Annotated in this window: 9 protein-coding genes and 2 pseudogenes; 9 read left to right on the forward strand and 2 right to left on the reverse strand. The window is 46.0% G+C overall.

Translation table 11 applies throughout. From position 1 onward, the window contains the following. Positions 1 to 444: 444 nt before the first annotated feature. The 8 genes and pseudogenes from dxs to K7I13_RS15025 all read left to right on the forward strand — a co-directional run bounded on the left by dxs (position 445) and on the right by K7I13_RS15025 (position 8049). Positions 445 to 2337, forward strand: a complete 1893-nt coding sequence (gene dxs / locus K7I13_RS14990) for a 1-deoxy-D-xylulose-5-phosphate synthase (protein ID WP_255946908.1) — start codon at positions 445 to 447, stop codon at positions 2335 to 2337. Continuing rightward, a complete protein-coding gene (gene folP, locus K7I13_RS14995; RefSeq protein ID WP_255946910.1) occupies positions 2334 to 3194 on the forward strand; it encodes a dihydropteroate synthase in 861 nt (286 codons plus the stop codon). Before dxs ends, folP begins: the two co-directional genes overlap by 4 nt. Continuing rightward, positions 3172 to 3987, forward strand: a complete 816-nt coding sequence (cdaA, locus tag K7I13_RS15000; protein ID WP_255946912.1) for a diadenylate cyclase CdaA — start codon at positions 3172 to 3174, stop codon at positions 3985 to 3987. Before folP ends, cdaA begins: the two co-directional genes overlap by 23 nt. After that, positions 3965 to 4912: a CdaR family protein gene (locus tag K7I13_RS15005; RefSeq protein ID WP_255946914.1), complete on the forward strand. Its 948-nt coding sequence runs from the start codon at positions 3965 to 3967 to the stop codon at positions 4910 to 4912. The genes cdaA and K7I13_RS15005 overlap by 23 nt, the downstream gene beginning before the upstream one ends. Further along, positions 4909 to 5283, forward strand: a complete 375-nt coding sequence (locus K7I13_RS15010) for a holo-ACP synthase (protein ID WP_255946916.1) — start codon at positions 4909 to 4911, stop codon at positions 5281 to 5283. Before K7I13_RS15005 ends, K7I13_RS15010 begins: the two co-directional genes overlap by 4 nt. 1 nt (position 5284) lies before the next feature. Further along, the gene (locus K7I13_RS15015) at positions 5285 to 6184 is read left to right on the forward strand and encodes a DUF2225 domain-containing protein (protein ID WP_255946918.1); all 900 of its coding nucleotides are present in this window, start codon (positions 5285 to 5287) and stop codon (positions 6182 to 6184) included. Next, positions 6168 to 6943 (forward strand): annotated as a pseudogene (truA, locus tag K7I13_RS15020) (tRNA pseudouridine(38-40) synthase TruA). Before K7I13_RS15015 ends, truA begins: the two are co-directional and overlap by 17 nt. Positions 6944 to 6981: 38 nt before the next feature. Next, positions 6982 to 8049 carry a histone deacetylase family protein gene (locus K7I13_RS15025; protein ID WP_255946920.1) on the forward strand — a complete coding sequence of 356 codons (1068 nt, stop codon included), beginning with the start codon at positions 6982 to 6984 and terminating at the stop codon, positions 8047 to 8049. Between the two features lie 315 nt (positions 8050 to 8364). On the opposite strand, the pseudogene priA reads toward K7I13_RS15025, so the two are convergent. Further along, positions 8365 to 10355, reverse strand: a pseudogene (gene priA / locus K7I13_RS15030) (replication restart helicase PriA). 226 nt (positions 10356 to 10581) lie between these two features. Then, positions 10582 to 11289 carry a uracil-DNA glycosylase gene (locus tag K7I13_RS15035; protein ID WP_255946922.1) on the reverse strand — a complete coding sequence of 236 codons (708 nt, stop codon included), beginning with the start codon at positions 11287 to 11289 and terminating at the stop codon, positions 10582 to 10584. Positions 11290 to 11558: 269 nt separating this feature from the next. Between K7I13_RS15035 and K7I13_RS15040 the strand changes: the two genes are divergently transcribed. After that, positions 11559 to 12788 carry a glycosyltransferase gene (locus K7I13_RS15040; protein ID WP_255946924.1) on the forward strand — a complete coding sequence of 410 codons (1230 nt, stop codon included), beginning with the start codon at positions 11559 to 11561 and terminating at the stop codon, positions 12786 to 12788. Positions 12789 to 12791: the final 3 nt, after the last annotated feature.

Consider the following 12791-nt stretch of genomic DNA (forward strand, 5'->3'; position numbering starts at 1 on the left):
AAAAAAGAGAAAACGTCAGAAAATAGCGACGCACAAGCGAAAGAAAAAACTTAGAAGAAACCGGCACAAGAAAAAATAATAGTACCCGGGCGGATTATTCTGCCCGGTTTAGGCAAAGACGAAACAGTATACTGTTTCGTCCTGTATTTCTTTTATGTCCGGTTTATTTCCTGTAAAAATGACTATATCTATTGATATGGTCTTTTTTTTACATAATTTGTTGATGCTTGAAACTTTTTGTTTTGATATACTCCGTTAATTTAAGTTTCTGATGTAAAGACTAATTCTTTACATCAGAAACACTTAGAATCGGAAATAGTCGAATAATTTAAATTATTTGACTGTATTAATCTCAGATCCAGCGGAAATGCCGGTTTTGAAAGTCATTTTTAAAACTTAGCGGGGTTTGGAAAATGCTTTATACTGTGATATAGTGATATTGAAATGAATAAATCAATCCTCGCCGGAATAAAATCTCCTGCTGACTTAAAGAAACTGTCAAAGGAAGAAATTGCAGTTCTTTCATCTGAGGTCAGGAAGGAGATAATTGAAATTGTCGGGCAGAATGGCGGCCATCTTTCGAGCAATCTTGGAGTGGTTGAGCTTACAATAGCCCTTCACCGTGTTTTTAACAGTCCTGATGATATTATAATCTGGGACGTAGGTCATCAGTCTTATACCCACAAGCTTCTGACCGGCCGATACGAACAGTTTTCAACTATAAGAAAAAAAGACGGTATTTCAGGCTTTCCTAAAAGGGATGAAAGTCCCCATGATTTTTTTGATACCGGCCATTCATCCACATCAATATCCGCCGCCTTTGGTATTCTGGAAGCAAGAAGGCGGCAGGGCAAAAAATCAAAGGTTATTGCCGTTATCGGCGACGGCGCCCTGACAGGCGGAATGGCTTTTGAGGCCCTTTCCCACGCCGGACAGGGAATGAATGATTTAATTGTCGTGCTTAATGATAATAAAATGTCCATAAGTCCGAATACCGGGGCTTTATCAGAATATCTCAGCCGTTTTACAATGGGACCGAACTACCAGCGGTTTAAATTCCGGGTTGACCGGGCAATCCGCGCGATTCCCTGTATAGGTGATCCGCTGATAGAATTTATTTACCGGATCAAGCGGGGCCTGAAAGGAGTTCTTTTCAAGGATAATTTTTTTGTTGACCTTGGTTTTGAATATGTCGGCCCCCTCAACGGCCATAATGAAAAAGAACTTGAAAAGGTTTTCAGGGATGTAAGAGCGCTCGGACACCCTGTTGTTGTTCATGCATTAACGCAAAAAGGGAAGGGCTACAGTCTCGCGGAAGATGATCCTTCCGCCTTTCATGGCGTCGCTCCTTTCTGTATACGCGACGGGAAAGTCGAAAAATTCGATACTATCAGTTTTACCGAGGCTTTTTCAAACGCCCTTATCGCGGAGGCGGACAAAAATCCCGAAATCGTGGCGATAACGGCTGCGATGTCAAAAGGGACCGGTCTCTCCGCTTTTCAGCGCAAATATCATTCCCGGTTTTATGACGTTGGAATAGCCGAACAGCATGCCGTTACCTTTGCCGCCGGACTGGCTGCGGGCGGAATACGGCCGGTTGTTGCCATATACAGTACCTTTATACAGCGCGCTGTTGACCAGCTTATCCATGATGTGGCCCTGCAGCATTTGCCGGTTGTTTTTGCTCTTGACAGGGCCGGCCCTGTTCCTGATGACGGTGAAACCCACCAGGGCTTATATGACATTGCCCTGTTCCGCCCTGTTCCGGGCGTATCCATACTTTCTCCCGCTTCCGCGGCTGAAATGAAACAAATGCTTGCCTGGGCAGTTTCCCAGAACGGGCCGGTTATTCTGCGTTATCCGAAAACCTCCTGTCCTCCTGAACTGCCGGAATTTTCGCTTCCACTGGAAGCCGGACGGGGAATTTTCACGCATCAGGCCGGTTCCGATACGCTTATTGTTTGCACCGGAGGGATATATCCTGAAGTTCATGAGGCTGTGAATATACTTGCGCGGAACGGAAATCCTGCGGACTGTTATCTGCTCCGTTTTATAAAACCGATTGATGAAGCCTATTTTCTTGAAGCGGTTTTGCCGTACAAAAATATCGTTTTCGTGGAAGACGGGATTGAAACAGGCGGAATCTCCTGTGCGCTTTCTGAAATAACACGGCGGTCCTGTCCGGAAAAACAGATTTCGGTTATGGCTTTTGATGAAATTTTTTATCCTCAGGGAACCCGGGCGGAAATTCTGGCCTCTGCCGGTCTTTCTCCTGCCCATATTGCGGATGAAGTAGCCGCTTTGCGGTATACTATGGTGATGGATTCCCATTCATGAATCCCCGGATATGTCTTTCAAAAGGACGTATTCTGACTGCATCCCTTCCTGCTTTCATTATGGGCATTGTTAATGCAACTCCCGATTCGTTCTGGGCGCAGAGCCGATCAGGAACGCTTGCTGCCGGCCTTGAACGGGCCCTTGTCATGACGGAAGAAGGGGCCGATATGCTGGATATAGGCGGCGAATCCACCAGACCCGGTTCCGTTTATATTGACGAAGCGGAAGAACTCCGCAGGGTTATCCCCCTTGTCAGGGAGATACGCAAACATACTTCAATCCCTATTTCAATAGATACACGCCGCTCTTCGGTTATGAAAGCTGCCCTTGATGAAGGCGCCGACATACTGAATGATATTTCAGCCCTTGAAGATGATCCCGGAATGATACCGCTTGCCGCCGGGACCGGAATACCGGTAATTTTAATGCATAAAAAAGGCGAGCCGGAAAATATGCAGAATAATCCGGTTTATACCGATGCTGTTCATGAGGTTTCCGCGTATCTTTTTAACCGGGCTGAAATTGTCAGGCAGGCGGGAATACAAAAAGAGAAAATAATACTTGATCCGGGAATAGGATTCGGAAAACGGTATGAAGATAATTGCGCGCTGATTGCAGGGCTTGCGGAAATCGGCAGTGAAGGGTACCCTGTACTTATGGCCCTTTCACGCAAATCTTTTATAGGTCAGATTACGGGCCGGGATACGGATAACAGACTACCGGGAACGCTTGCCGCCAATATGCTTGCTGTTCTCAATGGCGCGGCGATACTCCGTGTTCATGATGTTGCTCCGGCCAGGGATATGCTTGCAGTTTTACAGGAGATTTCAAACTTTGGAAATCATAAAGAGACTTAGTGCCATATACAGTTATATTCAGCCCTTCCTTGATGTTCTGATTCTTGCCGGTTTGCTGTACACAGTATACAGAATTCTTCTGAAAACACAGGCAATTCATTTGCTCAAGGGCGCGATTTCAGTCCTCGCCATTTATGCCGTTGCTTTTATACTCAGGTTAAATACCCTTTTATGGCTGCTGAATATTCTTGCTCCCGGACTTCTGGTAGCTGTTGTTATTGTTTTCCAGCCCGAACTCCGGAAAATATTCCTGAAGATAGGCCAAAGCGACTGGCTGCGTGTGGGAAAACGCTCGAAACACAGCCATCTTGATTCGGTGCTGACTGCAGCTGAAATTCTTTCAAACCAGCGGAGGGGAATGCTTGCCGTATTTATACGAAGGAATACATTAAAAGATATTACGGAGACCGGGACACGGCTGAATGCCGATCTTTCGTCCAGCCTTATAGTCACCATTTTCGGTCATGACACACCGCTTCACGATGGGGCCGTCATTATTCAGGGCGGACATCTTATAGCTGCCGGCTGTTTTTTGCCGCTTTCGGAACAGCATGATATCCGGAAAACCTTTGGAACAAGGCATCGGGCCGCCCTCGGACTTACCGAAGAAACGGATGCGGTTGTTATGATTGTATCGGAAGAAACCGGTGCAATAAGTCTGGCCTATGATTCAAAACTGTATTACGATCTTTCTTCCGTTGAAATAATCAGACAGCTGGAAGGAATTCTTGAATTAGGCTCCGAATTTGTCCCGGTAGAAGGAACGGATAATGAAACTAAAGAATTTGATTGATATAATCTTTGATCACTGGCCGGCAAAAATCATATGTTTTACTCTGGCCCTTCTGCTGTTTCTGTTTTACCGCATGAGTACTCTTGAAAACAGGTTTTTTTCTGCGCCTTTACATATTGAATCAAACGGAGATATTGTCCCCGCTTCAGCATATCCGCAAATGGTTAAAATAACCCTGCGCGGTGAAATAGACGCTATATATCCGGTAATTGAGAATGACATAATTCCATTTGTTGATCTGACAGCTTATACATCCGAAGGCGAATACCGTATTCCGGTCCAGACACGGCTGAAAGGAACAGCGCTGAACGCCAATCCGCTCGAAGTTTCGGTTGAACCGTCCGAACTGGTCCTGCGGCTTGAACACCGTGTTGAAAAAAAAGTACCTGTAGTTGCGATTTTCAAAGGGTATCCCGAAGCCGGATATGAATTTGCCGGTTATACCGTAACCCCGTCCATAATGGATCTGAGCGGACCCCGCTCGGCCATAGAAAAAATAACCGAAATAGAAACAGAAGCAATAGATCTTTTCGGACGAAATGCGGGATTTTCCGGTTCAATAAATCTTGTAAATCCGGAGGCACTGGTTACACTCGGCGGAGACGGGCGGGTTGATTACAGGGTCAATATTGAACAAACCATTCTTATCAAAGAGTTCACCAATGTTCCGTTTTATTATGAAAACCTGCGTCCGGAATTTACTGCTGAGGCAAATATTCCGTATGGAATGATCAGACTGAAAGGAGCGGAAAAGCGGCTATCGAGATGGGAATTGCCGGAAAACGCGCTTACTGTATTATGCGAAACAATAACCGTTCCCGGTGAATATGTTCTGCCTGTTCATCCGATAATTCCGGGAACATTTGAGGTACTCGACAGTACTCCGTCTGAAATTATTCTTACCATTACAAGGAAGGATGAATGATTCTCGGTATAGGTCTTGATGTTGTACATGTAAAACGGTTGGAACACTGGATGGAAATCCCCGGTCTGCTTGAGCGTTTTTTTCATCCCGAGGAGCTGTCGGCCGCCCTGCGCAAAGGCGCGGGCGCAACCCTTTCTCTTGCCGCCCGCTTTGCCGCGAAGGAAGCTTTCGGCAAGGCTCTGGGAATAGGTTTACGCGGGATAACTTTAAAGAATATCCTTGTAGTGAATAACCATAATGGGAAACCCTGCATGACTCTCTTCGGGAACGCCCGTGACGCTTTCCTGAAATCGCGGGGTGTAAATATTCACCTGAGTCTGACTCATGAAAGTGATAATGCCCTGGCAATGGTTGTAATAGAAGGCGGCTGATATGAGTAAAAATACCCCGGGTAAACCTGATAAACTTTCCCCGATAACTTTCTATGCAAAGGATCAGATAGAATGTCCCATCTGCAATACCAAATTCAAGCGGGAGGAACTTAAGTCAGGCGGAGGACGTATGATAGCGGGCGATCTCACTGATGAGCTGCGCAGATTATACGAACCGTCAGCAAAATATGGCGAGGTTTTTCCCCTTATATATGCAATGACGGTATGTCCGAAATGCAGTTATTCCGCTTTTCCCCAGGATTTCTGTATTCTTGACAAGGCAAGCCTGACCAGAATAAATGACCATATGCAGGAACGGATCGAGTCAGTAAAACAGCTGTTCACAAAACTTGATTTTAACGGACACCGTACCCTTAATGAAGGAGCCGCCTCATATTATCTTGCCATGCTTTGCTACGAATATGTTGACAGTAAATATTCTCCGAGAATAAAGCAGGGCGTTTGTTCCCTGCGGGCGGCCTGGCTTTTTTCTGAACTTGGAAAAAAATATCCGGAAGAAAATTATGATTATGTGGCAAAACTTTTTTACCGGAAAGCGCTTTTCTTTTACCGGTATGCAATAGAACTTGAAACCAGCGGAAAAGAAATGATAGCAAATCTGAAATCATTCGGCCCTGATCTGGATAAAAATTACGGATATGACGGGGTCTTATATCTTACTGCACTCCTTGAATATAAATACGGTTCCCGCTCGGACCCGGCAAAAAGAAAAGAACTGCTTCAAACCCAGCGGCGTTCCCTCGCAAAGATGTTCGGTCTGGGCAAATCATCAAAAAACAAACCCGGACCTATTCTTGAACATGCCCGCATGCTGTATGACAATATAGTTGCGGAAATCAATGAAGAAGATATTGACGACGAAGATGAATCCGAACAGTGACAGCAATATACGGAATATACTGCTGCGCATTTCCTATGACGGCAGCCAGTTTAACGGCTGGCAGCGTCAGAGCCAGAAAACGGCTGTAAAAAACCGGACCATTCAGGAAGAAATAGAACGGGCCCTTGAAAAAATGCACGGACATCCGGTCCCGCTTACCGGTTCGGGACGGACCGACTCAGGCGTCCATGCCGCGGGCCAGGCTGCGAATTTTTATACGGATATCAGGAGCATTCCCGCGGAAAAATTTATTCCCGCCCTGAATTCGCTTTTGCCGCGCGATATACGTATTTTTGAAGCCAGGGAAGCCCCCATTCATTCCATGCCCGCTTTGACGCCCGCGCGAGAACATACAGGTATTTTTTGTACTGCGGTAAGACGCCTCCGGCCTATGAAATGCCCTATCTGTGGTTTTTGCCCAGGACTCCCGACATATCAAGATTGAATAGTATGGCGTCCTGCTTACGGGGAGAGCTTGACTGCGCGACCTTTGCCGCGGCCGGGGATCAAAGTCACAGTACTTTCCGCTATATTTATAATGCGGTTTTTTTTCCCCAGGGAGAAAAAATCATATTTGAAATTTCCGCGAATGCATTTTTGTGGAAGATGGTCAGATCAATTACAGGCACCCTTATACATTTGGAAGAAAAAGGCAAATCTGCGGAAGAATTCCGGCATATAGTATATTCCGCCTGCCGCAGTAACGCAGGGCCGACAGCACCGGGGGCCGGCCTTTTTTTATGGGATGTACGGTATTGAGCCGGCCCCGGATTTCCAAAAAGAATACAGGAGGCCCTATGATATTGTATGCCCCTTCCACCAGTGTTCAATACCGTGATTATGGAATTATGCTCCCTATTGAGGCCTCCCGCGCTCAGAGAATAATAAACTTTCTGGAAGAAAAGCCCCGTACGTCCGGCTGTCCAATATATTCATTCGATGAAGCTGTCAGATTATTGCAGGACAGCCATATTTCAATAACCCGAAGTGATGTTGCGCGGGTCCATTCTCCCGAGTATGCGGAGCAATTATACCGTGAAGGTCCTGAAGGTCTATCTGCTGCTCTCATGAAAGCTTACGAACTGATTGATGAATCCGGTAATTATAACAGGTTCTGTCCCGAAAAAGCGGTTCTGCCTTTATCTTCCCTTTTTGAAAAGATATTGCTGCAAACAGAGGGAACGTATCTGGCCTGCAGACTGGCGCTGTCCGGGTCCGGTGAGATGGGCTACAGGGGTTTTTGCTATTACCTCGGAGGGGGAATGCATCATGCCTATTATGACGGCGGAACCGGATTTTGCCCCATTAATGATATTCTTATTGCAGCCTGCCGGATTCAGGAAGAAGACCGCGCGCAGCTCATTTGGATCATAGATGTCGACGCTCATAAAGGTGACGGTACCGCGGAACTGGTTGCATTCCGCAGAACAATAGACAGACAAAAAAACATATTTACACTTTCAGTTCATATGGCGGAAGGCTGGCCGCTCGACCATGACACGCTTGCGCGTGCGCAGGAAGGCCGGGCTCCGCTTGTTCCCTCTGATATTGATATACCGGTTGCCGGAGGGGAAGAAGAATTATATATTTCCCGCCTGGCCGACGGACTTGCCGGTCTTGAACAGTTATCGGGAAATATAATACCCGATCTTGCCATTGTTGTAGACGGGGCCGATCCGTATATAGGAGACGGTCTTCCATCGAGTGCCCTTCTTGGATTGACCCTTGAACAGTGCCTGCAGCGGGATAAACTCATTTTCCGTTATTTGCAGGAGAGAAATATTCCCTCCGCCTGGCTGATGGCCGGCGGGTATGGTGACAAAGCCTGGGAACCTACAGCCAGGTTTTTGAATAGTCTGATATAGTCAAATAATTTAAATTATTTGACTATTACCGATTCTAAGTGTTTCTGATATAAAGAATTGGCTGATTTTTTATATCAGAAACTTAAATTAAAGGTGTATAAAATAATCTGCTGTAAAAATAATACGTGAGTGCATTAGAATACATACATGAACCTGACAGAGCTGTGGATACGGCAATAAAATACCCTCGCCACGAATAAAAGGAGATGCAAAGCAGCAAAAAGCGGTACGTGTCCGCGGGGATGTTTATCATATCCGCGATACGATACCTTATCGTATCGCTCATCGTATTTCGTATCGTATGCTATCTGTGATTTATAACAGATTAACCGGATCCACATCTATTTCGATATACAGGGACTGGACCGGTTTGCGGGTTTGCTGAAAGGCCCTGACAGCTTTTGCGAGCGGAGGCATTTTTTTTGCGCGCAGAATAATCTGAAAACGGTGATTGCCCGCTATAAGGCCAAGCGGACATTCTGCCGGTCCCATAATGTCGGCTTCAGGAGGCAGGTATTGTTTCAGTATGCCGGCAGCCTCAGCAGCTCCCTGTTCCGCAATTCTGCTGTTTTTGCTTCTGAAGACCAGCCGTATCAGACGTGAAAAAGGCGGAAAATCCATCTGTGAACGCTGTTCCAGTTCATAGGCATAAAATCCTTCTATATCTCCGCGGCTGGCGTAAACAATTGCGGGGTTTTTTGGATTCCATGTCTGGATAATAACCCTGCCGTCGGGAAAGAAACGTCCGGCCCTTCCCGCGACCTGTACTATCAGGGCAAAGGTCCGTTCGGCTGCCCTGAAATCGGGCATATGCAGTCCGGTGTCTGCAAGGGCTATCCCGACAAGTCTGACACCGGGAAAATTCAACCCCTTGGCTATCATTTGTGTACCGAGCAGAATATCTGTTTTACCGTCCCGGAAATTTTCAAGGAGTGTTTTTAAATCTTCTTTTTTCCAAGACTGTCCGTATCAATCCTCTGGACCGTAAAGCCGGGAAATGCTCTTTTTACTTCATTTTCAATGAACTCTGTCCCGAATCCTGCATATCCGATATCAAGCGATCCGCATTCAGGACACGCGGACGGCGGCTGTGTCTGCCAGCCGCAGTAATGGCATTTCATGCTGTTTTTTTTCCGGTGAAGGGTGAGAGGGACCGAACAGTTTTTGCATTTCATTTCATAGCCGCAGGTATTGCAGTGGAAAAAGTGGGTAAAACCACGTCTGTTCAGAAAAAGAATTGTCTGGCGTGAGGCCGCTTTCGCTTCATGGATTTCGGAAATAAGTGTTTCGGAAAGGGCTCCGTCGCTTCCGCTCAGATTGACTATGCGTATCTCCGGTTCTTTTCCGCCTGCAATTCTGCTGCTGAGCCGGAACATGCGTATTGCGCCTGTTTTTATCTGATACCAGGCGTCCAGGGAAGGCGTCGCGCTGCCCATCACAAGAGTACAGCGGGCATCGGCGCATTTCCGCATTGCTATCTGCCGGGCGTGATACCTTGGTGTTGTTCCCGATTTATATGAACCGTCATGCTCTTCATCAATAATAATAAGGCCAAGATTCTGAACAGGCGCAAATACCGCGCTTCTGGCGCCTATTACAATGCGGGCTTCGCCTCTTCTGATACGCATCCATTCCGAAAGGCGTTTGCTGTTTGTAAGTTCGGAATGAAGCAATGCGGCCATATTTCCGAATCGCTGTATAACAGCTTCCGCAACCTGATGAGTCAATGCTATTTCCGGGACCAGATAAATTATGCTTTTACCGCTGGAAAGAACGGCTTCCGCAGCCTGCAAAAATACTTCCGTTTTTCCGGAACCTGTTATACCATACAGATAGACGGACCGTTCATCCGTACCGCTCAGAATTCCCTCCACAGCCAGTTTCTGCTCGGAAGAAAGCTCATGTCCCGATGGCAGAAAATCACTGTCACTGAAAGAAAATGCCCCTGTTTCGCTTTCTTTTTTCCCGGACGGAAGCATGGTTCCCAATGCTTCCCCTTCAGAACAAAGATAAAACGATGCCATCCACCTGGCAAGATGTATTTCCTGCCTGCCGAACAGGGGTTCTGCATCTATTATCCGGTATATGGGTTTTATTGCTTCAGGAGTGAGGGAAAAATCTTCCGGAAGCCGGTCGCTTTCCTGTATTATAAATCCGGTAATTTTGCGTGAGCCGAAGGGGACCTCGACTCTTTTTCCTATGTTTGAAATATCCGGGGATATCTCTGATATAATTGTTTCAGGAATCCGATATGTAAATGCCTGGTTTACCGGGAGGTTAAATAAAACCTCTATCCATTGATTCATTAGCAAGGTACCTTTTTATTCGAGGCGAGGGTTTAATCAGCCTGCGGCTGGTTCTGTAAGGTAACGATTTAACGGCCGCTTACGCGACCCGCGAATACCCCCGCTGCTCTGCGGCGTTTTTTATAAAAACCTATAAAAACGTTAGTTATTATAGATTGCATGGTATTAAACCCGAGACCAATTCCTCGGGAGAGAAAAATACTCCGCTGCAGAACAGCGGAGTATTTTATTTTTTGTCCGTAGCAAGCAGTTTTTCAAGTTCCGCCCTGAAGATTTTCAGATCTTCCCAGGCAGGACGTTTCAGCTCTTCATTCCGCAAAAGCGCGCTGGGATGATATGTCGCGAGGAGGGGAATCTCCCTGTATGTGAAAAACCTGCCTCTCAGCCGGTTGATACCCTCTGTTGTATTAAGCAATTGCTGGGTTGCAATACGTCCGACTGCCAGAATCATTTTGGGACGGATCAGGGCTATCTGTTTTTCCAGATATCCGATGCAGGCGGCTGCTTCCTCGGGAAGCGGGTCCCTGTTCTGCGGGGGCCGGCATTTGACAATGTTTGTAATATAGCAGTTTTCCGTTCTGGATAAATTGATTGACGCAAGCATTTTATCCAGCAGCTGGCCCGCCTTTCCTACGAAAGGCCGTCCGGTTGCGTCTTCATCCGCTCCGGGACCCTCTCCGATAACCATAACGGTTACTTCGCGGAGATTTTCAGGGCCTTCACCCGGAACTGCATGAGTACGTTTACCGGCGAGATCGCAGTTTTTGCAGGAACGGATCGCAGTATATATGGATTCAATACTGTCCGGGCTATTCTGTTTCTTCCTTGACGTATCGGAGAAAACCGGTTCGCCTGTTTTTATCCGCCGCTCTGATAACCAGCCTTCCGCTGTTACCAGAAAGTCAAACAGTTCTTTTTTTTCTGCAGCATTCATGATAATAATTACTATGTACTCCCTTAATTTAAGTTTCTGCTGTAATGAATTAACTAATTCTTTACGGCAAAAACACGCACAATCGGAAAAAGTCAGATAATTCAGATTATTTGACTATAGCATACCAGGCCTCATTTTGTCAGGCCGCAGAAATTGTCTGTAAAGCGGCTGAATTCTCGTCTTATCCCGGAAAAGTCTCAAATAGTATGGTATAATATGAAATAAAGTACTATTGTTTAACACATAGGATATTATGGAGAGGTTCGTGCATGAAGATTGTTATGTTCACTGATGCCTACTGGCCGCGGGTAAATGGTGTAACTGTTTCAGTGGAATCGTTTTCCCGTGCACTCATCAGGGCCGGACATGAGGTTGTAATTATCTGTTCTTTTTATCCTGATTCGCAAACAGTCAGACAAATGTCGACACCGACTATGGACAAGCGCGAACATGATGATGATCCCATTGTTATACGGGTACCCTCTCATTCGATATTTATTTCAAAAGAAGACCGCCTTGCGAAATTTCACAAGTGGTTTTGGGTGTCAAAACAGCTTAATGTTTTTGATCCGGATATTATTCATATTCATTCCGAATTTGTAATCGGTGAATTCGGTTTTTACTATGCGAAACTGTATTCTCTTCCGATTGTGTATACCTTTCATACTATGTGGGAAGACTATATTACAAATTATATTCCGTATTTACCCAAGTTTTTGCTTAAGTATATTGCGCGCAGGATAATAAAAACCGCGGCCGCCCGTTCCGATACCATCATCGCGCCTTCCCTCCAGATTCAGGAAGTCCTCAGGCGCTATAAGATAAAACGGAGCAGCTATCTCATTCCGACAGGAATAGATCCTGAATTATTTTCAAATTCACCCGAAGAAATACAGCAGTTCCGGGCGGAATTTGAAACAAAATATCCTCTGCTTAAAGGAAAACGGATTCTCCTTTTTGCCGGGCGTATAGGAAAAGAAAAAAATATTTCTTTTTTGTTCAGAATTATGACCGATATAATCAAAAAGCATGGTGATGTTGTGCTGCTTTTAGCAGGCAATGGTCCTGACCTTCCTTTTTTTCAGGAAGAAGCCGAGGAAATGGGCTTAGCGGATTACTGCGTTTTCTCCGGATATCTGGACCGCAAAGACTTGTCCCTGGTGTACGGAATGTCGTATATGTTTGTTTTTCCTTCCCTCACTGAAACACAGGGGTTGGTCACAATTGAAGCCATGCTTTCAGGTATTCCTGTTGTGGCTATCGGCGAGATGGGGACTATCGCGGTTATGGGCGGGGACAACGGCGGGTTTATGGTAAAAAACGATCCTGAAGAATTTACCGGACGGGTCCTTGATCTGCTTGAAAATAAATCCCTGTATGACGCCAAGGTGATTGATGCCAGAAAGCATGCCCAGTCATGGACAATTGAAACAATGACAGAAAAACTTCTCGGTGCTTACCGGGACACAATACAGGAATATAATGCAAAGAAAAAATAGTTC

It is taken from the genome of Brucepastera parasyntrophica, assembly GCF_022376835.1.
Classification (GTDB): domain Bacteria; phylum Spirochaetota; class Spirochaetia; order Treponematales; family Treponemataceae; genus Brucepastera; species Brucepastera parasyntrophica.